At 35.3% G+C, this 24,207-nt stretch carries 27 protein-coding genes and 1 tRNA gene; 21 read left to right on the forward strand and 7 right to left on the reverse strand.

What is annotated here, in order from left to right; all coding sequences use genetic code 11:
- Nucleotides 1-8: 8 nt before the first annotated feature.
- Nucleotides 9-263 (reverse strand): DUF2624 domain-containing protein, encoded by a 255-nt coding sequence (locus AC0NJG_RS05120; protein ID WP_001048963.1) that lies wholly within the window; start codon nucleotides 261-263, stop codon nucleotides 9-11.
- Between the two features lie 149 nt (nucleotides 264-412).
- Between AC0NJG_RS05120 and AC0NJG_RS05125 the strand changes: the two genes are divergently transcribed.
- The 4 genes from AC0NJG_RS05125 (at nucleotide 413) to AC0NJG_RS05140 (ending at nucleotide 3,502) form a co-directional block, all read left to right on the forward strand.
- Nucleotides 413-1,291 (forward strand): YitT family protein, encoded by an 879-nt coding sequence (locus tag AC0NJG_RS05125; protein WP_000435966.1) that lies wholly within the window; start codon nucleotides 413-415, stop codon nucleotides 1,289-1,291.
- A gap of 180 nt (nucleotides 1,292-1,471) precedes the next feature.
- Complete coding sequence (locus AC0NJG_RS05130) at nucleotides 1,472-2,242, forward strand: metal ABC transporter ATP-binding protein (RefSeq protein WP_001059655.1); 771 nt, start codon at nucleotides 1,472-1,474, stop codon at nucleotides 2,240-2,242.
- Entirely contained in the window at nucleotides 2,242-3,075 is an 834-nt protein-coding gene (locus AC0NJG_RS05135) for a metal ABC transporter permease (RefSeq protein ID WP_000613827.1), read from the forward strand. Before AC0NJG_RS05130 ends, AC0NJG_RS05135 begins: the two co-directional genes overlap by 1 nt.
- Nucleotides 3,076-3,088: 13 nt before the next feature.
- Nucleotides 3,089-3,502: a Fur family transcriptional regulator gene (locus tag AC0NJG_RS05140; RefSeq protein WP_001054512.1), complete on the forward strand. Its 414-nt coding sequence runs from the start codon at nucleotides 3,089-3,091 to the stop codon at nucleotides 3,500-3,502.
- A gap of 80 nt (nucleotides 3,503-3,582) precedes the next feature.
- On the opposite strand, the gene ispG is transcribed toward AC0NJG_RS05140, so the two are convergent.
- The 3 genes from ispG to AC0NJG_RS05155 form a co-directional block, all read right to left on the reverse strand.
- Nucleotides 3,583-4,686, reverse strand: a complete 1,104-nt coding sequence (gene ispG / locus AC0NJG_RS05145; RefSeq protein ID WP_011040674.1) for a flavodoxin-dependent (E)-4-hydroxy-3-methylbut-2-enyl-diphosphate synthase — start codon at nucleotides 4,684-4,686, stop codon at nucleotides 3,583-3,585.
- A gap of 164 nt (nucleotides 4,687-4,850) precedes the next feature.
- On the reverse strand, nucleotides 4,851-5,216 hold the full coding sequence (locus AC0NJG_RS05150) for a hypothetical protein (protein WP_143881540.1): 366 nt from the start codon (nucleotides 5,214-5,216) through the stop codon (nucleotides 4,851-4,853).
- 53 nt (nucleotides 5,217-5,269) lie between these two features.
- Nucleotides 5,270-6,034 carry a DUF1189 domain-containing protein gene (locus tag AC0NJG_RS05155; protein ID WP_000021910.1) on the reverse strand — a complete coding sequence of 255 codons (765 nt, stop codon included), beginning with the start codon at nucleotides 6,032-6,034 and terminating at the stop codon, nucleotides 5,270-5,272.
- Nucleotides 6,035-6,276: 242 nt separating this feature from the next.
- Here AC0NJG_RS05155 and AC0NJG_RS05160 point away from each other — a divergent pair.
- The 15 genes from AC0NJG_RS05160 (at nucleotide 6,277) to glcK (ending at nucleotide 20,515) form a co-directional block, all read left to right on the forward strand.
- A tRNA-Ile gene (locus tag AC0NJG_RS05160) sits at nucleotides 6,277-6,350 on the forward strand.
- Between the two features lie 221 nt (nucleotides 6,351-6,571).
- Nucleotides 6,572-7,183 (forward strand): superoxide dismutase [Mn], encoded by a 612-nt coding sequence (sodA, locus tag AC0NJG_RS05165; protein ID WP_001052031.1) that lies wholly within the window; start codon nucleotides 6,572-6,574, stop codon nucleotides 7,181-7,183.
- 116 nt (nucleotides 7,184-7,299) lie between these two features.
- Nucleotides 7,300-8,577 (forward strand): MFS transporter, encoded by a 1,278-nt coding sequence (locus AC0NJG_RS05170; protein WP_474062905.1) that lies wholly within the window; start codon nucleotides 7,300-7,302, stop codon nucleotides 8,575-8,577.
- Between the two features lie 109 nt (nucleotides 8,578-8,686).
- On the forward strand, nucleotides 8,687-10,813 hold the full coding sequence (locus tag AC0NJG_RS05175; RefSeq protein ID WP_087954280.1) for a peptidoglycan D,D-transpeptidase FtsI family protein: 2,127 nt from the start codon (nucleotides 8,687-8,689) through the stop codon (nucleotides 10,811-10,813).
- Between the two features lie 117 nt (nucleotides 10,814-10,930).
- Nucleotides 10,931-11,074, forward strand: a complete 144-nt coding sequence (locus AC0NJG_RS05180; RefSeq protein ID WP_474062906.1) for a hypothetical protein — start codon at nucleotides 10,931-10,933, stop codon at nucleotides 11,072-11,074.
- 65 nt (nucleotides 11,075-11,139) lie between these two features.
- Nucleotides 11,140-12,057 (forward strand): phosphate ABC transporter substrate-binding protein PhoX, encoded by a 918-nt coding sequence (gene phoX / locus AC0NJG_RS05185; protein WP_474062907.1) that lies wholly within the window; start codon nucleotides 11,140-11,142, stop codon nucleotides 12,055-12,057.
- Nucleotides 12,058-12,084: 27 nt separating this feature from the next.
- Complete coding sequence (gene pstC / locus AC0NJG_RS05190; protein ID WP_048550844.1) at nucleotides 12,085-13,035, forward strand: phosphate ABC transporter permease subunit PstC; 951 nt, start codon at nucleotides 12,085-12,087, stop codon at nucleotides 13,033-13,035.
- A gap of 1 nt (nucleotide 13,036) precedes the next feature.
- Nucleotides 13,037-13,903, forward strand: a complete 867-nt coding sequence (gene pstA, locus AC0NJG_RS05195; protein WP_001242551.1) for a phosphate ABC transporter permease PstA — start codon at nucleotides 13,037-13,039, stop codon at nucleotides 13,901-13,903.
- 28 nt (nucleotides 13,904-13,931) lie between these two features.
- Nucleotides 13,932-14,747 carry a phosphate ABC transporter ATP-binding protein gene (gene pstB, locus AC0NJG_RS05200; RefSeq protein WP_000226683.1) on the forward strand — a complete coding sequence of 272 codons (816 nt, stop codon included), beginning with the start codon at nucleotides 13,932-13,934 and terminating at the stop codon, nucleotides 14,745-14,747.
- Between the two features lie 167 nt (nucleotides 14,748-14,914).
- Entirely contained in the window at nucleotides 14,915-15,571 is a 657-nt protein-coding gene (phoU, locus tag AC0NJG_RS05205) for a phosphate signaling complex protein PhoU (RefSeq protein ID WP_071726941.1), read from the forward strand.
- Between the two features lie 380 nt (nucleotides 15,572-15,951).
- Entirely contained in the window at nucleotides 15,952-18,306 is a 2,355-nt protein-coding gene (locus AC0NJG_RS05210) for a sugar phosphate nucleotidyltransferase (protein WP_087995404.1), read from the forward strand.
- A gap of 69 nt (nucleotides 18,307-18,375) precedes the next feature.
- A complete protein-coding gene (gene rpmG, locus AC0NJG_RS05215; RefSeq protein WP_001265616.1) occupies nucleotides 18,376-18,525 on the forward strand; it encodes a 50S ribosomal protein L33 in 150 nt (49 codons plus the stop codon).
- A 104-nt stretch (nucleotides 18,526-18,629) separates the two neighbouring features.
- Nucleotides 18,630-19,208: a 5-formyltetrahydrofolate cyclo-ligase gene (locus AC0NJG_RS05220; RefSeq protein ID WP_087954283.1), complete on the forward strand. Its 579-nt coding sequence runs from the start codon at nucleotides 18,630-18,632 to the stop codon at nucleotides 19,206-19,208.
- A 103-nt stretch (nucleotides 19,209-19,311) separates the two neighbouring features.
- Complete coding sequence (locus tag AC0NJG_RS05225) at nucleotides 19,312-19,512, forward strand: YqgQ family protein (protein WP_000253699.1); 201 nt, start codon at nucleotides 19,312-19,314, stop codon at nucleotides 19,510-19,512.
- Nucleotides 19,513-19,531: 19 nt separating this feature from the next.
- Nucleotides 19,532-20,515 carry a glucokinase gene (glcK, locus tag AC0NJG_RS05230; protein WP_000391706.1) on the forward strand — a complete coding sequence of 328 codons (984 nt, stop codon included), beginning with the start codon at nucleotides 19,532-19,534 and terminating at the stop codon, nucleotides 20,513-20,515.
- A gap of 80 nt (nucleotides 20,516-20,595) precedes the next feature.
- Here glcK and AC0NJG_RS05235 read toward each other — a convergent pair whose 3' ends face one another.
- Nucleotides 20,596-20,769 carry a DUF2759 domain-containing protein gene (locus AC0NJG_RS05235; protein WP_000524853.1) on the reverse strand — a complete coding sequence of 58 codons (174 nt, stop codon included), beginning with the start codon at nucleotides 20,767-20,769 and terminating at the stop codon, nucleotides 20,596-20,598.
- 170 nt (nucleotides 20,770-20,939) lie between these two features.
- Here AC0NJG_RS05235 and AC0NJG_RS05240 point away from each other — a divergent pair, with 170 nt between their 5' ends.
- Both AC0NJG_RS05240 and AC0NJG_RS05245 read left to right on the forward strand, forming a co-directional pair.
- A complete protein-coding gene (locus tag AC0NJG_RS05240; RefSeq protein ID WP_000871248.1) occupies nucleotides 20,940-21,569 on the forward strand; it encodes an MBL fold metallo-hydrolase in 630 nt (209 codons plus the stop codon).
- A 9-nt stretch (nucleotides 21,570-21,578) separates the two neighbouring features.
- Entirely contained in the window at nucleotides 21,579-22,691 is a 1,113-nt protein-coding gene (locus AC0NJG_RS05245) for a class I SAM-dependent methyltransferase (protein ID WP_474062908.1), read from the forward strand.
- Nucleotides 22,692-22,835: 144 nt separating this feature from the next.
- On the opposite strand, the gene AC0NJG_RS05250 is transcribed toward AC0NJG_RS05245, so the two are convergent.
- Nucleotides 22,836-23,126, reverse strand: coding sequence for an ArsR/SmtB family transcription factor (locus tag AC0NJG_RS05250; RefSeq protein ID WP_000894375.1), 291 nt, complete (start codon nucleotides 23,124-23,126; stop codon nucleotides 22,836-22,838).
- 433 nt (nucleotides 23,127-23,559) lie between these two features.
- Complete coding sequence (locus AC0NJG_RS05255) at nucleotides 23,560-24,072, reverse strand: cysteine hydrolase family protein (protein ID WP_087954285.1); 513 nt, start codon at nucleotides 24,070-24,072, stop codon at nucleotides 23,560-23,562.
- Nucleotides 24,073-24,207: the final 135 nt, after the last annotated feature.

The following is a 24,207-nucleotide window of genomic DNA, read 5'->3' on the forward strand; positions in this document are numbered from 1 at the left end:
TCCCCTCCTTATTTTAGTAGTTGCTGAAATAAAGTATTTACTTGTTGAGCAGTAGCGGGCGAGGTTACTTGAGCTATTTGTTTTAAGAGCGCTAGTCGTTCGTCATTATCGTAAATGTTAATATTCTTTCCTTTCATAAGTCCAACAATTTGATCAGCTTGTGCAGTCGTAATTGGAACGTCATATTCTTTACTATATTTCAATAATTCCTTTGTAGAAATATGATTTAATTTTTTATTTACAAGTTGTTTAATGAGGTTCATCGAGTTATCCTCCTTCACACGTTCTTCTATCGAAATATATGAGTACGTAGCTTGTACATATTCGTATAGAGTTTCTTTTTTCATGAGAAAAAGAAGCGTATGTTATAATATAAGGACAAAACTATAGAAAAAGAGTATAGGGAGGACTTATGGAGCAAAAGCAACATCGAAAAGAAAGTGTTATCCATCTTATGTATCGTTTAGTTATGATTATTTTTGGGGCAGCATGCGCAGCGGTAGCGATTGAATTGTTTTTAATGCCAAATAAAATTATTGACGGTGGAATTATTGGTATTTCTCTTATATTAGATTATCTTACTCCTAATATTTGGTGGTTAAGTTTCTCTACTTTGGTCGTTATTCTCAATATCCCATTTATGTATTCGGGTTATAAGCAAATTGGAAAAACGTTCATGTTATCTTCGGCGTTCGGTATTGTAGCTCTAGCGTTTATTGAATCAACTTTACATGCTGTTCCGCCATTTACAACAGAGCCAATTTTAGCTACAGTGTTTGGTGGTCTTATTTTAGGTCTTGGTGTAGGGCTCGTTATTCGTCATGGTGGATCAATGGACGGAACAGAAATTATGGGTATTTTATTAACGAAGAAATTACCTTTCTCCGTAGGCGAATTTGTAATGTTTGTGAACTTATTCATTTTTGCATGGGCAGCATTTGTATTTGGTGTTGAACAAGCGATGTATTCTGTGATGACGTACTACATTGCATTCAAAACAATTGATACAGTCATTCAAGGTTTAGATGAAACGAAAGCTGTTTTAATTGTATCAGATCAATATGAGGAAGTATCAAATGCGATTTTGCATCGTCTTGGTCGTGGAACTACGAAGCTTGTAGCGAAAGGCGGTTACACGGATAAAGAAAAAGAAGTTATTTATGCAGTGGTAACACGTCTAGAAGTGACAAAGTTAAAATCAATTGTGTATGAAATTGATGCGAATGCGTTTGTTACGATTATGAGTACACAAGAGACAAATGGTGGTAAGTTTAAATCAGCTATTCACTAAAAAATTAATTATAATATCTTTTGAAAGCAGAGAATTTTTCTCTGCTTTTTGTTATAATAGTAAGGTTTCTTGAAAAAGTAGATATATTTTAGGCAGATTGGTTTACAACTATAATAAGCTGTACTATAATTCAAATAGATATAAATCGGAATCATTCTGAATTAAAATAGGTGAGATGCTATGAACAATATATTAGAAATAGAAGGATTATCATTTCGATATGAAGATCGAAATGTGTTAGAAGATATAAATTTGCAAGTTCCGAAGGGAGCTTTTTTAGGTTTAGTTGGACCAAATGGTTCTGGGAAATCAACGTTGCTAAAATGTTTATTAGGCGTTTTAAAGCCAAAACAGGGAAGTATTCGTTTGTTTGGTGTTGATAGTAAGAAGTTTAAAGAATGGAACAAAGTTGGTTATGTGTCGCAAAAGGCAAATAGCTTTAATTCTGGTTTTCCGGCAACTGTGTTTGAAGTTGTGTCAATGGGACTCGTTTCGAAAAAAGGGCTATTTCGCTTTTTCACGAAAAGCGATAAGGAAAAGGTAGAAAAAGCGATTGCTGATGTAGGAATGAGTGAGTTTCAAGGGCGCAATATCGGAGAACTTTCTGGTGGACAACAACAGCGTGTATTTATTGCTCGTGCGCTCGTTAGTGATCCTGAATTACTTATTTTGGACGAGCCTACTGTTGGAATCGATGTGAAGAATGTAGAAAGTTTTTATGAGATATTAGAGGATTTAAACAAGAGGTTAGGAATCACATTAATTCTCGTTACGCATGATATGGGAGCTGTTACCGAGAAAGTAACACATGTTGCATGCTTAAACCAACATTTACATTTCCATGGAAATGTAGAGAAGTTCCGAGAGTTAGAAGATGCAGAAATGTCCGTCTTATATGGACATCATGTTCATCGTTTAGAACACGAGCATGAGCATCACGGGAGGATATAATGATACAAGATTTTTTACAATATGACTTTTTACGTAACTCTTTATATGCAGGGATTTTAATAGGACTTGTTGCGCCACTTATCGGTGTATTTGTTGTCATTCGTCGTATGTCGCTTATTGCAGATGCGTTAAGTCACGTGACATTATCGGGTATTGCTGCAAGTTTATTACTAGAAAAAACAATTTTCACAGGGGGATTTTTAAATCCTTTATATATGGGTATGATTTTTTCTATGGGTGGAGCGTTACTTATTGAAAAACTACGTACTGTATATAAACATTATCAAGAATTAGCGATTCCGATTATTCTTTCAGCAGGAATGGGAATTGGCGTTATTTTTATATCACTTGCAAATGGATTTAACACAGATTTATTTAGTTATTTATTTGGGAGTGTAAGTGCTGTAACAAGTACGGATTTAATAATCATTGGCATTGTAGCAATTGTTGTTATTGTAACGATTACTTTATTATACAAAGAGCTGTTTTTACTATCTTTCGATGAGGAATACGCTGTATCAACCGGTTTGAGTGCAAAGTGGATTCACTTTATTTTCATTATATTGGTTGCGCTTGTCATTGCGGTATCAATGCGTGTAGTGGGGGTTCTTCTCGTATCATCATTAATGACGTTACCAGTTGCAGCAAGTATTCGTATTGCGAATGGATTTAAACAAACAATTTTCTTCTCCATTTTATTTGGTGAAATTGCAGTAATTGGTGGAATGTTTGCTTCGTATCAACTTGATTTAGCACCAGGTGGTACAATTGTTATGATAGCGGTTCTTATTTTAATTGGTGCGATTTTATGGAAAAAGAAAAAAACTGCATAAAGTAGGGATAGATATGAATCTAACAGAAGCTTTACGCCTAATGAAAGATAAAGGATACAAACATACTGGGAAAAGGGAAGAAATGCTCAGGTTATTTGCAGCTCACAATCGTTATTTAACGGCGAAGGACGTTCTAGAGCATATGAAGGATGATTATCCAGGTCTTAGCTTTGACACGATTTATCGTAACTTAACGGTGTTTGCTGAAATCGGTGTTTTAGAACAAACGGAATTAAACGGTGAAAAACATTTTCGTTTTACATGTTCTATTATGGAACATCATCATCATTTTATTTGTTTAGATTGCGGAGGGACGAAAGAGATTACTTCTTGCCCGATGGATTTTATGAATAAAGATTTTAACGGTTATGAAGTAACTGGTCATAAGTTTGAAATATATGGCCGTTGTCCAAAATGTGCAAAGTAAAAGCTCGTCAGTTCTATAACTGACGAGCTTTTTTACGTAGAAAAGAAGGTTGCTCACAAATGTTGTGGGCAACCTTCTTTTTATTGTTCTTGTGTTTCTTTTTCTTTTTCTCGTTCAGCAGCCATTTCAGCAGCAATTACGTCGATTTCTTTTTTCAGTTCTTCTACCATTATTTCTTCTGGTACTTTACGAACGACTTGCCCTTTGCGGAATAATAGTCCTTCTCCGCGCGCGCCGGCAATACCGATATCAGCTTCACGAGCTTCACCAGGACCATTTACAGCGCAGCCAAGTACTGCAACCTTAATTGGTACTTGTAGTGTAGAAATGTACTCTTCCACTTCATTAGCGATACTAATTAAATCAATTTCAATACGACCGCAAGTTGGACAAGAAATAAGTGTTGCTGCATTAGATGCAAGGCCGAATGACTTTAATAGTTCACGCGCAACTTTTACTTCTTCAACTGGGTCAGCACTTAATGAAATACGTAGTGTATTTCCGATGCCTTTACTTAAGATTGCTCCAAGACCAGCGGCACTTTTTACAGTTCCTGCAAATAACGTTCCAGATTCTGTGATACCTAAATGTAGTGGATAATCAAAAGCACGTGCAGCTTTTTCGTATGCTTCAATTGCCAAGTTAACATCAGAGGCTTTCATAGATACGATAATATCATGGAAATCTAAGTCCTCTAAAATTTTAATGTGATGTAGGGCGCTCTCAACCATACCATCTGCAGTTGGGTATCCGTACTTTTCTAAAATGTGACGCTCTAATGAACCTGCGTTTACACCGATACGGATTGGAATACCACGTTCTTTTGCTGCATTTACAACAGCTTCTACTTTATGGCGACGACCAATGTTACCTGGATTGATACGTACTTTATCAATGCCGCCTTCAATTGCTTTTAAAGCAAGGCGATAATCAAAATGAATATCAGCAACAAGCGGAATGTTGATTTGTTTTTTAATATCAGCAATAGCATTTGCTGCGCGTTCGTCTGGAACAGCAACACGCACGACTTGACAACCAGCTTCTTCTAAACGTTTAATTTCAGCAACTGTTGCTTCAACATCATGTGTTTTTGTTGTTGTCATACTTTGTATAATTAATTCATTATTACCGCCAATTGTTAAATTACCGACTTTAACTGGACGTGTTTTTGTACGATGAGTCATTTCATTCACGAATAGATCGCTCTCCTTATAAAAGAAGTTTCTTATTTAGTCCCTTATATCAATGATAGTATACGTGATACAGGGCTATAGAAACCGAAGTGCTCGGTTTCACTTTTACTATTGTATCAGCGCCTTTATGTAATTGACAAGGATTAAGTGATTGCTTATTGATATAACGGGAATTTATAAGACTTTCCAAGTTGTATTTTTGTAGCAGTTGTATTTTTATTTAATTGTTTAAAATCATCAATTACTTTTTCGATAGAAGGAATTTTCTTCTTATTAATCGCTTCTGTAATGGAAAGAACCGTATCACCTGTTTTGACTTCAATTGTTTTATAAGTGACATCTGTTTCTTTTTCCGCCTTGTTTTCTTTCTTTTGTTTTGTATTTGTACTTTCTTGTTTTATCGTTTCGGCCGCATTTGTCTTTTTATATGAACTTAACATCGGTAAAGTGCCGATTTTTATATCGTAATAAAATATATAACCAAGAACAAGCACGAATAAGAATATACCTAATCTCTTCATATTCTTCACTCCTTTGCTAGGAATATATGCTTGTCCAAAAAAAAAATGCCTATTTAGGCATTTTTTTCGTTCGGTTTTGGAACTTCTTTAATTGTTAAGTATAGAACAATTAAAACAACTGCGATATAAATGAATGTTGAGCCAGGTACAACGATTTTGAATAAATCCATAATCATAAAGAAGATTGTTGGAATTGTGTAGCTGTAGGCAGTTAACGTCCATACTTGCTTATAAGATAATTTACGTTGACCACTCATAGCAGAACCGATAAACGCAAGTAAAGTAATTCCTAAGAAAGTAATGAACAATTGGAATAGATATACTAAGACTCCGATAACAGCTAGTAAAATTGGATAAATACTATCGAATACAGAAATGAAATCTTGCAAATCTTTTTTCTCAAGAGATGTCCCTAATAAATCATTGTAGGAGTATGTTTGCGTCTGGCCATTTCCTATAGAAACTACTTTATCTTTTAAAATAAATAAACCAGTTTTATTTTGATACTTTTCGATATCTGTTGTATTTGGATCAAATACGAAAAGAGCATCTCCCTCTTCTTTTTGAATAGGTTGTTCAATATCAGCTTTTAGTTCACCATTTTCGATTTTAAAATCAGGTAAATCTTTTTCAATTGCTTGATTTACCATAGTAACACTATCTTGGATAAAGCTACCGTAAAAGAATGTTCTTGGAATAGTAGTGATTAGACAAAGTAGCATAATATACAAAATGGTTTTTCCGATTTTTTGAAAACGGAATAGCGCCATATCTTTAGGCGAATATACGCTTTTGACTAATTGGGTAAATATGGACATAGATTCACTTCCTTTATGTATGTATAAAATCATTGTAACGTAGGAATCTAGGGAATCTCAAGATATATTATATTTACATATAGTAGAGATAACTAAATTTCTTTTTATTAATTTTCTTCTTTTAAATGAGAAAAATACAATTGACACTTTTCTTTTCTATATGGTAAATTTATCTTACATTTCTTAAAGGATATATCCGATAGGAATTCCTTTATTTGATGTATTGTTACATACATAATTGTGGACCCTTAGCTCAGCTGGTTAGAGCAGACGGCTCATAACCGTCCGGTCGTAGGTTCGAGTCCTACAGGGTCCATATCCATTTCACGTGTTTATTATGTCAGTAGGAAGCTTCCTTGTAGAAGGGGGCTTTTTTTATGAAATATATGAGCATTTTAATTGAAAAGAAGTGGGAATTTTGCTACTTTAATGATAGCAAGACAATGTGATTTATTTGTTTGCACCCTATGGCAATTAGGGTAGAATGTAGTTGTATGTCACTTAAGTGGCAATACATAAACTGGGAGGAATATAACAATGGCAAAACACGAATTACCAAATTTACCTTATGCGTATGATGCTTTAGAGCCTCACTTTGACAAAGAAACAATGAACATCCATCATACAAAACACCATAACACGTACATCACAAACTTAAACGCTGCTTTAGAAGGTCATGCAGAATTAGCTGACAAAAGCGTAGAAGAATTAGTTGCAAACTTAAACGAAGTACCAGAAGCAATCCGTACAGCAGTACGTAACAATGGTGGCGGACATGCTAACCACACATTCTTCTGGACGATCTTATCTCCAAACGGCGGCGGACAACCAGTAGGCGAACTTGCAACTGCAATTGAAGCGAAATTCGGTAGCTTCGATGCATTCAAAGAAGAATTCGCAAAAGCTGGCGCAACTCGCTTCGGTTCTGGTTGGGCTTGGTTAGTAGTAAATAATGGTGAGTTAGAAGTAACAAGCACGCCAAACCAAGATTCTCCTCTAACTGAAGGTAAAACTCCAGTTATCGGTTTAGATGTTTGGGAACATGCTTACTACTTAAATTATCAAAACCGTCGTCCAGACTACATCGGTGCATTCTGGAACGTTGTAGATTGGAACGCTGCTGAAAAACGTTACCAAGAAGCAAAATAATTGTAATAACGATAGAAAAAGCTAGGAGAATGCTCCTAGCTTTTTTCTATGCTTTCCTTTTACATAATTGGGCTTGTCTTTGGAAGACTAGAACATGAAGTAAAGGAGAGTTGTGTATGAAGTGGAAACATATAATTGGTGACGTTGAAGTGAATCGGGATTTAGTGTTATTACTCTTTATTGGAGGTTTATACACGCTCGCAATTTCTTTATCGAATACGTTTGTTAACATTTATTTATGGAAACAAACACAAAATTATGTGAATCTCGGCTTGTATAATTTGGCCAGCGTTGTATTGCAGCCCCTCACATTTCTTATAGGTGGGAAATTAGCGAAGCGTATTGATCGCTCGATCTTGTTACGAATAGGCGTAGGCACGTTAGCAATTTTTTTTATCGTTGTTTTAGTAGCGGGAAAAAGCGCTTCTCACTATATTTTATTAATGGGGGCTCTTTTAGGAGTCGGATATGGTTTTTACTGGCTCGCGTTTAACTTATTAACATTTGAGATTACAGAACCAGAAACAAGAGATTTCTTTAACGGGTTTCTTGGGCTTCTTACATCCTTCTCTGGCATGATTGGACCGATAGCAGCTGGATACACAATTTCACGTATGGAGAAGTGGAGTGGTTATACGGTCATATTCTTCCTCTCGTTACTGTTATTTGCAATTGCTGTCGTTTTAAGCTTTTTTGTATCTAAGAGAGAATGTGAAGGGCGTTATGAGGTTACACAAGTTTTGAAAGAGCGACGGATTGATAAAAATTGGGGGAGAATTACACGTGCTCATTTTTTCCAAGGATTGAGAGAGGGAACATTCATTTTTGTTATTTCAGTATACGTGTACTTAGCAACTGATAGTGAGCTTGCATTAGGGAAATATAGCTTAGTAAATTCTGCTGTATCATTTGTATGTTACTATTTAGTTGCTCGTATGTTAAAGAAAGAGTGGCGAAAAAAAGCAATTTTACTTGGAGGCATTATTTTATATGCTGTCGTATTTTTAGTTATATTCAATGTTACATACACAAAATTACTTATTTATGCAGCATGCATTGCGATTGCATACCCTATTTTACTCGTTCCATATGGATCGATGACATATGATGTAATTGGTAGAGCGAAAAATGCGAGAGAGTGGCGTGTAGAGTATGTTGTTGTCCGAGAATTATGGTTAAATGCTGGGAGAATTTGTTCAGTTTTAAGTTTTTTATGTGCTGTATTATTCTTTCCGCCTGAAAAGAGTTTACCTTTCTTACTATGTATTTTAGGTGCTGGACATTTTCTTATTTATTTTGCAGTTAAAAATGTCAAATATGATGAAGGAAATGCAGGGAACACAAGTGTTGTAGCACAAGGAACCACGCAGAATCAAACAGAACCAGAAGGTTAACTTATCGTTTGTTTTATGCTAGAATAGAAAAAGATGTAAGACAGCAGTGAGGACACCTGTATGAAGGTGTCCCTTTCAAATTACATAGCTGTTGGTAGAGGGGGTTTGTATGGGCAAGAAACAGAAACAACAAAAGAAAAAGACTCACGTTCCTTTTCGGTTAAACGTGCTGTTTTTCTGCGTGTTTTTAATGTTCTCCGCGGTTATTGTAAGGCTTGGTTATGTACAAATTGTTCGCGGTGAGGAATATAAGAATGAAGTGGAGAGGAAAGAAAACTCGACGATAAGTAATCCTGTACCACGTGGGAAAATATTTGACCGTTATGGGCGACCTGTAGTAGATAATGCAGCTGTACGTACGATTACATTTACAAAAATGAAAGGATCAACTGCAGAGGCTCGCTTAGAAACAGCGAAAAAATTAGCAGATTTGATTGAAGTACCGACAGATAAATTAACAGATCGCGATAAAAAAGATTATTGGCTTGCTATTCATAAAGAAGAAGCGCAAGAAAAAATTACGAAAAAAGATCGTCAAGAGTTTAAAGATAAAAAAATTGACGATAAAGAATTAGATGAGCGTCAACGAAATCGCGTGACGGAAGAAGAAGTGAATCAATTATCCGCAAAAGATTTAGAAGTACTAGCGATTAAAAGCAAAATGGACGGCGGATATGCGATGACGCCACAAGTCATTAAAAAGGATGCTACAGAACAAGAATATGCTATTATTAGTGAAAATCTAGCAGCATTACCGGGTGTAGATACGAATGTTGATTGGGATAGAAAATACGTTTATGATGATCTATTCCGAAGTGTACTTGGCGGGGTGTCAACGTCTGATGAAGGTTTACCGAGAGAAAGACTAGATTACTATCTTGTTCGTGATTATAACCGAAATGACCGCGTAGGAAAAAGTTATCTTGAGCAGCAATATGAAGATAGTTTGCACGGTAATAAAGCGGAAGTGAGAAATATTACGGATAAAAACGGTAATATTTTAGAAACGATTAATGTATCAAAAGGGCAAAGTGGTAACAATCTGAATTTAACAATTGATATGGAATTACAAAAGCGTGTAGAAGAAATTATCACGAAAAATTTATTGAGATATAAAGGGGGACAACCTCTTTTAGATCGTGCATTCGTTGTAATGATGAATCCAAAAAATGGTGAAGTTTTATCTATGGCAGGGAAACAGTTAGTAGAAGAAAATGGCGAAACGAAAGTGCAAGATTTCGCATTAGGAACGATGACAAGTTCTTATCCGATGGGATCAACTGTAAAAGGTGCGACAGTACTTACTGGGTATCAGACAGGTGCCATTCAACCAGGTTCAGTTCAACTTGATGAACCAATCAGATTAAAGGGAACGCCACAAAAATCTTCGTGGAAGACGATGGGATACATTAATGATTTAACAGCATTAAAAATGTCTTCTAACGTATATATGTTTAAAACAGCGATGAATATCGCAGGTGTTCAATATGTGAAAGGTGGTACGTTAGATATACCACAAAAAGCATTTGATACGATGCGATATTATTTCGGGCAGTTTGGACTTGGTGTAAAAACAGGTATCGATTTACCAAATGAATCTGCGGGTCAAACAGGTAGAGGAAATCAGCCAGGTTTCTTATTAGATTTATCAATTGGGCAGTATGACACTTATACACCACTTCAATTAGCACAGTATGTTTCAACAATTGCAAATGGTGGTTACCGTATGCAGCCGCAAGTTGTAAAAGAAATTCGTCAACCAGAAGCGAAACAAGGTGAAGTTGGAAAAGTCGTTCATTCAATGGAACCGAAAGTACTAAACCGTATTGATATGCCTGAATCACAAATTAAACGTGTTCAGGAAGGATTTAGACAAGTATTTAATGAGTCTGGTGGTACAGCTGCGAAATACTTTACAGGCGCATCATATAAAGCTGCTGGTAAAACAGGTACAGCTCAAACTGTGTATGGCGGAGATAAAGAGATTGGTAGAAAAGCAAACGGTGAGCGTAAAGAAACATATAACTTAACATTAGTAGGTTATGCGCCACTTGAAGACCCTGAAGTAGCATTTTCTGTTGTTGTACCTTGGGTAGATGATAAATCAGGTATTAACGGATATATTAGTCGTGACATTATGGACGCGTACTTTGATTTAAAAAAAATAGAAAATGGTGAAGCTACAAAGGAAGAAATAGATAATAAAAAGAAAAATAAAGAGCAAGATGATGAATAAAAAAGTTTTAAAAAAGCACACTATCTGAAAAGATAGTGTGCTTTTTTTTATGGTTCATGCATACGTTTTAATAAAGTGGACAAGCAGATCATATCGGAATTTTAAGGGATCTCACAAATGATACGTATGTATTCACTATGGGAGCGATTTTATGGACCAATCCTCAGTGAAGATGAACAGTGGTTACGGATTAATAATTTACCTAATGTTGATTCTTGTGGAACTTTACAAAACTTTTACAAACAATTAAAACCGAATTAATAGTTTAGCAGTATTCTTATATCTGTAATCCTGTTATTTCCGGTTACTTCTAGGAGGAAGAACACGTGAAATGGATAAGTGCATCGATTAAAGTTTTCATACTGTCGATATGTTTCTTTTATGTTGGCACGTCTACTGCATTTGCTGTGAATGAAATGGGAGAAGTGAGAGTTGATGGATCCTCAACGGTTTTTCCTATTATAGAAGCAGTAGCGGAGGAATATACAAAGGTGCATCCGAACGTGAAAATTTCCATCAGTGTTTCTGGAACAGGAGGAGGGTTTAAACGTTTCAGTAAAGGAGAAGTAGATATAAATAATGCTTCGAGAGTAATGAAACAAGTGGAAGAAAATGAAATGAAGAAAAACTCCATTCAGTTTACACCGTTTGAAGTTGCCTACGATGGTCTTACAATCGTTGTGAATCGTCAAAATACTTGGGTAGACAATATGACGGTAGACGAGTTACGTCTATTATGGAGTGAAGATGAAAGTGAAAAGCGATGGTCACAAATTCATTCATCATGGCCACGTGAACAGGTAAAGTTTTATGCGCCAGGTGTAGACTCTGGTACGTATGATTATTTTCAAAATGTCATCTTACAAAAAAGTCGCATTGTAAAAAAAGTCTCTTTGTCTGAAGATGATCAAGTTATTATGCAAGGGGTAATGAATGATAAAAATGCCATTGCTTTTGTAGGATATGCTTATTATATGGCCAATCGAGATAAGGTGAGAGCAATAAAAGTAAATGGTGTACTTCCGACGAAAGATACCATTCAATCAGGTGAGTATAAGCCGTTATCTAGGTCGCTATTTGTTTATGTGAATCATGCATCTATCCGAAATAAAATGAATGTAGCAAATTATATTGAGTTTATGATTCAGCATGTTGGTAATCTCGCTGAAGAGGTAGGATATGTAAAATTACCAAAAGAAAAATACAATGAACAGCTGCGGATGTTAACAGAAATAAAAAGGTAATGTCAGGGTGGAAAGGGGTTTTCATCTTTGGCTTATAATGACAAAAGTCAAATTACATTTTCTGTACAACATTTGATTGAAAGAAATACAAAACAAAGAAAAAAAACGCAGCGAATCAATCGAATCGTTCCATTATTACTAAAAATAATTGCTAGCGTGTCTATTGCGACGACACTTGGAATTATTTTTACGCTTTCTAATGAAACAATAATGTTTTTTCAAAAAGTATCATTGCTCTCCTTTTTGACAGAGAAAGAATGGTTACCTTTTTTTGAAGATCCTAAATTCGGTATATTACCACTTATATGTGGAACGGTACTTGTAACAGCAATCGCTATGTGCGTAGCAATTCCTATCGGTTTAGCGTGTGCCGTATTTTTAAGCGAATATGCTTCAAACAGTGTAAGAAAAGTATTAAAACCGATGTTAGAACTATTAGCAGGTATCCCGACAATTGTATATGGCTTTTTTGCATTAACAGTTGTTACACCGCTTTTACAACGGATTATACCTGATTTACAGTTTTTTAATGCGATTAGTCCAGGTGTTGTGATTGGCGTTATGATGATACCTACAATTGCCTCTCTCTCTGAAGACGCAATGAGAGCTGTAGCGAAAGGAACGAAAGAAGCTTCGTTAGCACTTGGAGCAACTCGGTTTGAGATGGTAAAACAAGTCGTGTTTCCTTCGGCTTTTACAGGGATTATGGCAGCGATTATATTAGCTGCTTCCAGAGCAATCGGTGAAACGATGATCGTTGTAATTGCAGCGGGATCCACGCCGAACGTATCGCTCGATCCGACACACTCTATTCAAACGTTAACGGCTTATATTGTGCAAGTGAGTTTAGGTGATGCTCCGCATGGAACAATTACTTATTACAGCATGTACGCTGTAGGCGCAACGTTATTCTTATTTACTTTTATCATGAACATCATTTCTCAGTTTATTATGCGCCGTTTTAGGAGGGTGACATAATATGCGAATGTTGAATCATAAAAAAATACAAGAAAATATGGCATCACGTTTTTTAAAAGATCGAGTTTACAAAACGTTATTTTATATAGCTATTTTGTTTTCAATAGTAATACTGCTTATTTTGCTTTTTCAAATTTTTGAAAAAGGTATAAGTTATCTTTCGTTAGAGTTCTTTACAAACTTCGCTTCGCGTAATCCGAAAGAAGCTGGGATCGCTGCGGCATTGTCAGGAACAATATTGTTTATGAGTATTGTTATACCAGTCTCCTTTATATTTGGAGTCGGAACTGCTCTTTATTTAGAACAATATGCGAAAGAATCTATATTTAAAAAGGTAATAGAAATTAATAATCAAACGTTAGCAGGAGTACCTTCCGTTGTATTTGGATTACTCGGCTTAACTATTTTTGTATATGCTCTTCATTTAGGTGAGAGTATCATTGCGGCGGCACTGACGATGAGTTTACTCGTCTTACCTACAGTTGTTGTAGCAAGTCAAGAAGCGATACGATCAGTACCAAGCTCATTATTAGAAGCTTCTTACGGATTAGGTGCTACGAAGTGGCAAACGATGTATCGAATTGTATTGCCATATGCTTTCCCAGGAATTATAACGGGTTGTACGTTAGCGATATCAAGAGCGATTGGAGAAGCGGCACCGTTATTAGTTATTGGGGCACTTGCATTTGCAAATTATGTTCCGTTTAGTATGTTTGATAGATTTACAGTTTTACCAATTCAAATTTTTAATTGGATGAGTAGACCTCAAGAAGAATTTCAGTATGTAGCAGCTGCTGGGATGATTGTTTTGTTAGGTTTATTGCTCTTGATCAATATATTTGTCCTATGGTTACGAAATCGAAAATAAGTTGGAAATGGATGAAAGGGGAATTCAAATGGTAGCAACAGTAGTAAATGTACAGGTGAAAAACGAGGAGAAAATTGAGACTGCGCCAAAGAAAGTAGTATTTGATACGAAAAACTTAAATTTATGGTACGGAGAAGACCATGCCTTAAAAGATATTAACTTAAGCATTCATGAGAATGAAGTTACGGCAATTATCGGGCCAAGTGGTTGTGGTAAATCAACGTACTTAAAAACATTAAATCGTATGGTAGAGTTAGTACCAATCGTGCGAACTACAGGCGTAATTGAATATAGAGAGCGCAATATATTTGATAAATCATACCCAGTTGAAGAATTACGAACACATGTAGGAATGGTGTTCCAAAAACCAAATCCATTTCCAAAATCTATTTATGAAAATGTAGCATACGGGCCGAAAATTCATGGTATTAGCGACAAGAAAACGCTAGATGAAATCGTTGAAAAAAGTTTACGTGGAGCAGCGATTTGGGATGAGTTAAAAGATCGTTTGCATGATAATGCATACGGTTTATCTGGTGGACAGCAACAGCGTCTATGTATCGCACGTTGTTTAGCGATTGAACCAGACGTTATTTTAATGGATGAGCCAACATCGGCACTAGATCCCATTTCAACATTAAAAGTAGAAGAATTAATTCAAGAGTTAAAGAAAGACTTTAGTATCGTTATCGTAACGCATAACATGCAACAAGCTGCGCGTATTTCAGATAAAACTGCTTTCTTCTTAAGTGGAGAAGTTGTGGAGTATACAGATACAAATAAATTATTTACGACACCTTCAGATAAGCGTACAGAAGATTATATTACAGGCCGATTCGGTTGATGTCGCTAGCAAGGCTAAGAGCAAATACCCTCTTAACAGAGGGTATTTCTTATTTTTACCTCATTTAAATTAGAGAAGTAATACTTCTCCTATCTTAAGGCTTATTATAAGTAGGCTAGGTAGGAGAGTTATATATATTGGCACATAATATTGAGGGGGAAGAAACAATGGTACGAGAACAATTTCAATGTGATTTAAAAACGTTACAGCAAAAGGTGATTGAGCTTGGTGAACTAGCGAGAGAAGCTTTATTGCTTGCTATGGAAGGCCTTCATAAAAAGGATGTAGAGAAAGCGTTAGAGGTAATAGATGGTGATTATCGTATGGATCATTTAGAAGAGGAGATAAATGATCTTGCGCTTATGCTTATTACGAAGCAGCAACCTGTAGCAAGTGATTTAAGAAGGATTTTCATTTCAATTAAAACAGCGACAGATTTAGAACGTATTGCAGATCATGCTGTTAATATTGCGAAATCAACCATTCGTCTCGGGGAAAAAGACGTGTCGGTTAGTTTGCACAATCTTGATGAGATGTTTGCGATTGCAAATAAGATGTTACAGTTAGCGTTAGATGCATATGAGCAAGAAAATTTAACTTTTGCAAAGCAAATTGCCGAAATGGATGATTCTGTTGATGAAATATATGGGAAAGCGATTCGTGAATTTATATCTTCAGTTCCAGAACAACCAGAAGCAATTACACAAATTACACAGTTATCCTTTGTAGCGAGATATATTGAACGTGTAGCAGACCATATTACAAATATTGCTGAAAATGTTTTTTATTTAGTAAAAGGAAAGCATTACTTATTAAATGAATAAAGAAAAAAGCAGGTGAAACATCACCTGCTTTTTTTAGTCAAAACATGACAAAAAAAGCTCGTTGTTTCCTTTAGTTTATGATGATAAGATGTATCATAATATAATGGAAAAAATAGGGCGTATATGTTATTCGCTTATTAAGTAATATTTTACAAATTTAATAGTAAGCGCTTTCTTCAGTTGTTGAAAGGTGAATGTATATAAGGGGAAGTTTACTGCCTGTCGGCCCGATTGGTCAAGGCTAGTAATCAGTAGGGGATGAAGAAAACCCCCACTGATTAAAGTTTCACTTTATTTTATACTGCTAGTTAATGCTGGGTAGATAATATACATATCGTATATGAAGTTACTGAACATTATATAAGTGGAGGCTGAAGTATATGAAGGGGGTTATTTTAGCTGGAGGAAAAGGACGACGCCTTAGACCATTAACATGTAATACTCCAAAGCCGATGTTGCCATTATTAGAAAAGCCAGTTTTAGAATACAATATTGAATTATTACGTCAGCATGGTATACGTGAGATTGCAATTACTGTTCAGTATATGAGTACGGCCATTAAGCAATATTTTGGTGACGGTAGCAAATGGGGCGTCAATTTGTACTACTTTGAAGACTCTCCACCGCTTGGAACTGCAGGGAGTATTAAACAAGCGGAAAAATTTTTGGATGAAACGTTTGTTGTCATAAGTGGGGATGCGTTAACTGATTTTCAATTATCAGAAGGAATTACGTTTCATGAACAAAAGAAAAGAATGGTAACTATGTTTGTAAAGGAAGTAGAAAATCCACTCTCATTCGGTTTAGTTGTAATGAACAAAGAACAAGAGGTTACACGATACATAGAAAAACCGAGTTGGAATGAAGTGGTCTCTAATATTGTAAATACAGGTATATATATTATGGAGCCAGAAATTTTTTCTTACATACCGCCCCGAGAATTTTTTGATTTCAGTCAAGATGTGTTTCCCTTATTAGCAGATAAGAATGTATTATTTGCATATTTGTCAGAAGGTTACTGGTTAGATATCGGTACATTTGATCAATATCGACAAGCCCAATTTGATTTGTTAACGAAAAAATTGCAAGTACCTATTCCATATACGGAAGTATTACCGATGGTATGGATGGGAGAAGGGGTAACGATTGGAAAAGGAACGAAAATTCACGGCCCTTCTTTTATTGGAGGGGGAGCAAAAATTGGTGCTGGTGCTGTAATTGAGCCGTACTCTATTATTGGGAAAAATAGTGTTGTTTCAAGTTATTCTCATCTTCAAAAAAGTATTATTTTTGCAAATGCGCATATTGGGGAATATTGTGAGTTATTAGAAACGACAATAGGAGAACATACAATGGTAGAAGATGACGTTACACTGTTTCAAAAAAGCATTGTAGCGGACCATTGCCATATAGGGAAAAGTACGGTAATTAAGCAAAAGGGAAAGCTATGGCCATATAAGGCAATTGACAGTCATTCGGTAGTCGGATCGGCTGGTGTTCAAGAAAGTGAGAAGAGTGCAGGATGGTTGCAAAAAAGCCGCATTGTAGGAAGAGGTAATGTGGAGATTACGCCTCAATTTATTGTAAAGGTTGCGATGGCGTACGGCTCTCTTTTTGCCAAAGGGGAAAGTGTATTAATCGGGAGTCAAGAACATATAGAAATGACTTCTTATAAAAATCTTTTTCTTCATGCGATTCATGGTATTGGGATTCATACGATGGAATGCAAAGAAATGAACGAATCACTTTTTCAGTACAGCATTCAAGATTTGCAATGTGCGGGCGGGGTTTTCATTCAAGCGGAAAAGGAAAAAGAGGTTGTTATAAAGTTGTATGGTAAGGATGGGGCACAGTTAACGTATAAGCAGCAAAAAGCGATAGAACAAGTGTATATGTCTGAGTCGTTTTATTACGCATGTGAGAAGGAAATAGGGCGGAATAAGCTAGTACACGTTTCTTTACATGATTATATAGAGGCTGTATTAGAGCGTATTGATATTGAGAAAATAAAAAAACAGAAGTTCCATCTTCTTATTAATAAGAGAAATGATATGTTACAACATTTGCTTATGCTCTTTTTGCAAAGGCTCGGATGCACAGTTACGTGGATTTATGCGGGCGAACAAAAGGATCATGTGAAAGCTTTGATGAAATCAAGTAAAGCAAATATGGCGCTTATGTTTTCAGAGCAAGGAAATTATTTTGAGTTATATGATAATCATAGTAATATTTACCAAGGAACAAATTTTGAAGAGGTAGATATACCAGATTTATTACTGGAGTCGGCAGGAAATATTTACCCAATGTCTTTGAAATTAGGAGAATGTTACCTTTTGTTTTATACGCAGGATGAAAAAAAATCGTTTCAAGCGAGATGGAAGCGAGATATTTTATATCGAATTGGAAAATTATTTGAGTTAATAGCATTGCAGGGAAAAACCTTTCTCAGCATAGTAGAGCAATCGCCGCCGCTCTATTTACTTTGTGATGAAGTTGTATGTTCGTGGAATGAAAAAGGGAAAGTAATGAGGAAATTATTAGCTGATATCGAAAGAAAGGAAGAAGGTATATTTGAAGGAGTGCAGTTCAAATATACCGAAAAAGAGTGGTCTTATATCGTTTCTGACACAAAACAACCGAAATTTTTAGTGTATTCGCATGCTAGAAACCCAGTAATAGCAAGGGAAAACATGAAAAATCTTATAGAAAAAATTAGACAATATCAAAAGGTGTAGAATTTTTATTTTAAAAGTGGTATTATAGTATAGTCTGATTTAAGTTATTAGTACTGGAGGGAAATAAGAATGCGTGTGAATATTACTCTAGCATGTACAGAATGCGGAGATCGTAACTATATCTCAAAGAAAAACAAACGTAACAACGCTGAGCGTATCGAGCTTAAAAAGTATTGCAAGCGTGACAAGAAGTCTACGTTACACCGTGAAACAAAGTAAGCAGTAGGAATATTTTCCTACTGTTTCTTTTTTTATTCGATTCCTCTCTTAAAAGTGATACACTATCATCGTAGAGCAAAGTATCACTGTGAGGGGGGAAATGTGTGAGAGAAGAGAAACTACGTTTACGTAAACAAATAATAGAGCACATGAATTCTTTATCAAGAGAACGGTATACAAATTTATCAGAGCAAATAGCATTTTCGTTGTATGCGCAAAAAGAGTGGGCTGAAGCTAAAACAATTGGAATCACTCTCTCAATGGAAAATGAAGTGAATACATATTCTATTATCGAAAAAGCTTGGGAAGAAGGAAAGAAAGTTGTTGTTCCGAAGTGCAATAAAGAAACAAGAACGATGTCCTTTAGGCAAATTAGCAATTTTGATCAGTTAGAAACAGTGTATATGAATTTACGTGAGCCAATTCCAGCGCTTACGGAAGAAGTGAATGCAGATGAAATTGACCTTCAAATTGTACCAGGTGTAGCTTATACAGAGCGAGGAGAACGGATTGGATATGGTGGTGGCTATTATGATCGTTATCTCATGCATTATAAAGGGAAAACGCTATCATTAGCTTATAGTTTTCAAATGGTGGACCATATTCCAATAGAGCCGTTTGATCAAAATATAGAAAAAATTATTACAGAAAAAGGAACAATGGTTAAAAATGGGCTTGTATAGACAAATAAAAATTGACGAGACTTTTTCTTCTTGATTATAATAAAATATGTGAACGTTTTCTTATTATAATTTTTTATAGTAAGTGAGCATAGAGGGTGATGAAATGGTATCTATATATGATATTCAGCAATTGCTAAAGAAATTTGGTACGATTATTTATACGGGAGATCGAATTGCAGATTTACAATTAATGCAAGATGAATTGCGTGAATTAAATCAATCACAGCTAATTGATCCACAAGACTATCAAACAGCTTTATTTTTATTGAAGCAAGAAATTCAAAAAGAGCTAAATAAGAATTAGATAAAGGTAGGTAAGCAACATGGAAGAGAAATGGTTAGTTGGTGTTGACCTTGGTGGTACAACGATTAAATTAGCATTTATTAATGTATACGGTGAAATTTTACATAAGTGGGAAATCCCTACGAATACAAATGAGCAAGGAAAACATATTACACTTGATGTAGCGAAAGCTATTGATAAAAAGTTAGAAGAGTTAGGCGAATTAAAAAGTAAGTTAATCGGTATTGGTATGGGAGCTCCTGGTCCTGTACACGTGGCGTCTGGAATGATTTATGAAGCGGTTAACTTAGGATGGAAAAACTATCCGTTAAAAGATTTATTAGAAGTAGAAACAGGATTACCTGTTGTTATTGATAATGATGCGAACTTAGCAGCGCTTGGTGAAATGTGGAAAGGTGCTGGTGAAGGAGCAAAAGATTTAATTTGTATGACACTTGGCACTGGTGTTGGTGGTGGTGTAATTGCCAATGGTGAGATTGTACACGGTGTAAGCGGTGCTGCTGGTGAAATCGGACACATTACAGTCGTTACAGAAAATGCTTTCCCATGTAATTGCGGGAAGTCTGGTTGCCTAGAAACTGTAGCATCTGCAACAGGTATTGTGCGTGTTGCTATGCAAAAAATACAAGAGACTGATAAAGAAAGTATTCTACGTTCTATGTTAGCAGAAGAAGGACGTATCACATCAAAAGACGTATTTGAAGCACATGGACAAGGTGATGAACTAGCAGGCGAAGTAGTAGAAAAGGTAGCTTCTTATTTAGGATTAGCTGTAGCGAACCTTTCTAGCACGTTGAACCCAGAGAAAATCGTTATTGGCGGAGGCGTTTCTAAAGCTGGAGATGCACTATTAGAACCAATTCAACGCTATTTTGAGCAATATGCTTTCTCACGTGCTGTAAAGAGCACGAAGTTAGCTATTGCAACACTTGGTAATGATGCAGGTGTTATCGGAGGAGCTTGGCTTGTAAAAAAGCACAAATACGAAGCGAAGATGATATAAGTTGTGAAGTATGAAAAGAGGAAGGGGAAACCCTTCCTCTTTTTGTGCGAAATCTTGATGAAGACGAGCATGTAAATGAATTAAGCTGCTGGTGGGTACCCGTTATATAGAACAGTCATGATTGTAAACCATCCGAAAACGAGTACAGTTGCAATTGCAAAGCCGCCCGCGAGAAAATTCTTTTCGCGAAGTGTTCTAAGCGTAGCAAATACAGCTAACAGAGTGACAAGCGTAAAAATAATAACAAGGCCCATACAATATCCTCCTCTGTCTACCCATTCCTTAATATGAGTTTTTGGAATATTTACTCTTTTATATTGTACATGTTTTAAAAATGATTGTCGAGATAGCATCCTTTCTTTTCCTAAGAGAAAAAAATGTTGTATCATTGAAAGTAAGTTTAATAATTGGAGGAGATTTTCATATGAAATGGATACAAATGCCGTTAGGCCCATTACAAACAAATGCTTATATTTTAACGAATGAGCAAAATGAGTGTATTATCTTTGATCCTGGTCACGAAGGAGAGAAGCTCGTTACATATTTACAAGAAGAACAATTAAAGCCACTGGCTGTTTTATTAACACATGCTCACTTTGATCATATTGGTGCTGTTGATGCGGTAAGAGACGCTTTTCATATTCCTGTGTACGTACATAAAGAAGAAGCAGATTGGTTAGGCGATGCAACTGTAAATGGTTCTCAAATCTTTATGATGAATCGCAGCATTACAGCAAAACCAGCAGATCATATTATTGATGCAGAAGGTGCATTAGCAATTGGTTCATTTAACTTTGAAATTTTTGAGACACCAGGACATTCTCCAGGCAGTATTTCTTATTACTGTAAAGAGGCGAATGCTGTATTTTCTGGAGATGTATTGTTCCAAATGAGTATTGGAAGAACAGACTTACCTGGTGGAAGTTTTGCAGAATTGATTGGAAGTATTGAAGAGAAATTATTTGTATTACCTGATGAAACAGCGGTGTTATGTGGACATGGTCCAGAAACAAGCATTGGTTTTGAAAAAGAAAATAATCCATTTTTACAGTAAGGAGCTAGTATGGAGATGGAGCTCATTTTAAAAGAATGGATGGAAAAAGAAAAGGATTATTCAATTTCATACAGTACATATATGAACCTCGCATTATACGCAGAGGAACATGGATATTATATGAAAGAACGTGAAAAAATAGGAAGAGAAGGGGATTTTTTTACAAGTAGCAACGTATCCTCTGTGTTTGCAAAAACCTTTGCTAAGTTTTTTATTCGTCTTGTTGAAAATGGTGAAGTTGCTCCACATATTTGTGAGATTGGTGGGGGGACAGGAAGGTTTGCCTATGATGTTTTACAAGAATGGAAGCAATTATCACCGGAAACCTTTATTGATTTAAACTATTCGATAATTGAAATGAGCCCTTTTCATAGAAAATTGCAGCAAAAAACTCTTTGTTCGTTTTCTAATGTGTCATATTATACGTCGCATAGTGAAATGGGAGAATCGTTCGAGGGGATTCTTTTTTCGAATGAGTTATTTGATGCATTTCCTGTTGAAGTAATTGAGAAGAGAAATGGAATATTGTATGAAGTACGTGTTACGTACACAGAGGAAGGGAAACTTGCAGAAGTATGTAGGCCGTTACATAAAAGAATTGGTCGATACTTATTGAAATATAATATTCATCTTGCTGAAGGTCAGCGTTTTGAAGTGCCGATTGCGATGGAAGAATATATAAAAGAAATTGTGAAATGGTTTCAACGAGGTTTATGTATTACAGTTGATTATGGATATACAAAAGAAGAATGGATGCATCCTGCACATCAAGAAGGTAGTTTACGAGGATATTACGAGCATAAGTTAATTCGTAATCCTTTAGCGTATCCAGGTGAAATGGATCTTACTACTCATATTCATTGGGACGAACTGAAAGAAATGTTTAGCCTGCAAGGTATGAATATGGTATGGCATAAGAAACAATCTGAGTTTTTGTTAGCGGCAGGAATACTAGAGCTGCTTACGAATCATCAAGATAGGGATCCTTTTTCTGAAATTCAAAAACAAAATCGTGCAGTTCATTCTATGATTTTGAGCGGAGGATTAGGGAGTGCATGTGATGTTGTTATACATACGAAACATATGCAACAGTTACACTTGGATCGGTATTTGAAAATATAAAAAAACAAGACACAGCATAGTTCTGTGTCTTGTTTTTTAATACGACTTATGTAGCATCATATATTTCCTCTCATGATATATATTTATATTAAAGATATGAGATGAAAAATATAAAATACGTCCTTTTTCTCTGTCTATGAGTCCCTAACCCAATAATACGCGAACGAGTTGAATAATTGTTTCGTTTTCTACTTTGTAATAAATTTCCAATCCTTTTCTTTCACTTGAAACGATTTTAGCACTTTTTAACTTTGCTAAATGCTGTGAAATTGTAGATTGTGGCATGTTTAAGCCAGTGTACATTGTAGAAACGTTGCTTGGACCACGTTCAATTAATCCTTTTACAATACATAAGCGAACAGGATGAGCAAGTACTTTCAATAATTCTGCATTGCTTTCATATAGTTCTATTTCTTTTTGAAAGGTTTCTAACATGTTCTTTTCCACCTCCGTGTGAGCTGTTATACCATACTATACATACCAAAAAATTAAAGAAAAGAAAACAGTTGTTGCAGAAAAACATTCCTAAAGTAAAGAAATTGTAAGAAAAGAGACCCTGATGTAAATAAAGTAGATAATTTAGCACGGTTTTGTAAAATGACATTTTTGGGTGAAAATTTCGATGCGTTTTAAAAATTGAAAGATATAGATATATTTGTAACACAATTTTATCATGATTTTCTTATTCTTTCAAATGAATATACAAAATTTTTAAAATAATATGACAAAGGAATTATAATGTTATATATAGAATATAAAACAGGTTAAAAGAAAAGAAGCCGAATGTAGTCAGCTTCTTTATGGTGAAAATGAAATGTTTGAATATAGCTGATAAATCTTAGAATTACCAAGACGTTAGTTATGTATTCTAGATTTCATCTTTCATCAATTTTAAAAATCTGTGGTTCCATATATTTTCATAAAAATCAATTGTCTCTTTTGCGGACATAAATGGATTATTTAACGTAGAGGTTGCTTTCTGGACCATGAAGTTTTCGTACCCTAGTCCATGGGCAAATTTAATCGTGGTATCCATACAGTACTCTGTTTGAGCACCACAAAATTCAATACGATGTACAGATAATTGATCTAAAATCTCTTTCAAGTTTGTGTTATAAAAAGAATTGGCATGTGTTTTTCTTACAAAAAAATCTTGTTTTTGAACATCTAAATCTGAATGAATAGCCCAAAGTTCTTTTTCAGGTACTAAATCATCATCACAATGTTGAACGAAAAGAATTGGTTTATTTGATTTTCTATATGAAGAAATTCTTTTATTTACTTTTGTAAGTAAATTTTGTAAATTAAATAAATGCTCCTCACTATAACATACTCCATTTTGTAAATCGATAACGATTAAAACATCTGCACATGTATCCATTATTTTTGCCCCTTTTTTACTTCTTAATATATCAATTAATTCATTACTTGAAAATAGATAGTGACCTGTCATTTTTTTATGAATTATACGAAGGGGTGAAAAATATACTTATCAGCGTAAAAAAGAAGATATGAT

Source organism: Bacillus sp. SSR7 (genome assembly GCF_055902415.1).

Bases quoted from the DNA above. Each gene is read 5' to 3' on its own strand.
- AC0NJG_RS05130 (WP_001059655.1), top strand. From the start codon at position 1,472: ATGAACAATATATTAGAAATAGAAGGATTATCATTTCGATATGAAGAT.
- AC0NJG_RS05250 (WP_000894375.1), bottom strand. From the start codon at position 23,126: ATGTTAGAAACCTTTCAAAAAGAAATAGAACTATATGAAAGCAATGCA.
- sodA (WP_001052031.1), top strand. From the start codon at position 6,572: ATGGCAAAACACGAATTACCAAATTTACCTTATGCGTATGATGCTTTA.
- AC0NJG_RS05170 (WP_474062905.1), top strand. From the start codon at position 7,300: ATGAAGTGGAAACATATAATTGGTGACGTTGAAGTGAATCGGGATTTA.
- rpmG (WP_001265616.1), top strand. From the start codon at position 18,376: ATGCGTGTGAATATTACTCTAGCATGTACAGAATGCGGAGATCGTAAC.
- AC0NJG_RS05175 (WP_087954280.1), top strand. From the start codon at position 8,687: ATGGGCAAGAAACAGAAACAACAAAAGAAAAAGACTCACGTTCCTTTT.
- pstA (WP_001242551.1), top strand. From the start codon at position 13,037: ATGCGAATGTTGAATCATAAAAAAATACAAGAAAATATGGCATCACGT.
- AC0NJG_RS05235 (WP_000524853.1), bottom strand. From the start codon at position 20,769: ATGGGCCTTGTTATTATTTTTACGCTTGTCACTCTGTTAGCTGTATTT.
- AC0NJG_RS05135 (WP_000613827.1), top strand. From the start codon at position 2,242: ATGATACAAGATTTTTTACAATATGACTTTTTACGTAACTCTTTATAT.
- AC0NJG_RS05210 (WP_087995404.1), top strand. From the start codon at position 15,952: ATGAAGGGGGTTATTTTAGCTGGAGGAAAAGGACGACGCCTTAGACCA.
- AC0NJG_RS05245 (WP_474062908.1), top strand. From the start codon at position 21,579: ATGGAGATGGAGCTCATTTTAAAAGAATGGATGGAAAAAGAAAAGGAT.
- AC0NJG_RS05240 (WP_000871248.1), top strand. From the start codon at position 20,940: ATGAAATGGATACAAATGCCGTTAGGCCCATTACAAACAAATGCTTAT.
- AC0NJG_RS05155 (WP_000021910.1), bottom strand. From the start codon at position 6,034: ATGTCCATATTTACCCAATTAGTCAAAAGCGTATATTCGCCTAAAGAT.
- AC0NJG_RS05150 (WP_143881540.1), bottom strand. From the start codon at position 5,216: ATGAAGAGATTAGGTATATTCTTATTCGTGCTTGTTCTTGGTTATATA.
- glcK (WP_000391706.1), top strand. From the start codon at position 19,532: ATGGAAGAGAAATGGTTAGTTGGTGTTGACCTTGGTGGTACAACGATT.
- pstB (WP_000226683.1), top strand. From the start codon at position 13,932: ATGGTAGCAACAGTAGTAAATGTACAGGTGAAAAACGAGGAGAAAATT.
- AC0NJG_RS05140 (WP_001054512.1), top strand. From the start codon at position 3,089: ATGAATCTAACAGAAGCTTTACGCCTAATGAAAGATAAAGGATACAAA.
- ispG (WP_011040674.1), bottom strand. From the start codon at position 4,686: ATGACTCATCGTACAAAAACACGTCCAGTTAAAGTCGGTAATTTAACA.
- AC0NJG_RS05180 (WP_474062906.1), top strand. From the start codon at position 10,931: ATGATACGTATGTATTCACTATGGGAGCGATTTTATGGACCAATCCTC.
- AC0NJG_RS05125 (WP_000435966.1), top strand. From the start codon at position 413: ATGGAGCAAAAGCAACATCGAAAAGAAAGTGTTATCCATCTTATGTAT.
- AC0NJG_RS05120 (WP_001048963.1), bottom strand. From the start codon at position 263: ATGAACCTCATTAAACAACTTGTAAATAAAAAATTAAATCATATTTCT.
- AC0NJG_RS05225 (WP_000253699.1), top strand. From the start codon at position 19,312: ATGGTATCTATATATGATATTCAGCAATTGCTAAAGAAATTTGGTACG.
- phoU (WP_071726941.1), top strand. From the start codon at position 14,915: ATGGTACGAGAACAATTTCAATGTGATTTAAAAACGTTACAGCAAAAG.
- AC0NJG_RS05255 (WP_087954285.1), bottom strand. From the start codon at position 24,072: ATGGATACATGTGCAGATGTTTTAATCGTTATCGATTTACAAAATGGA.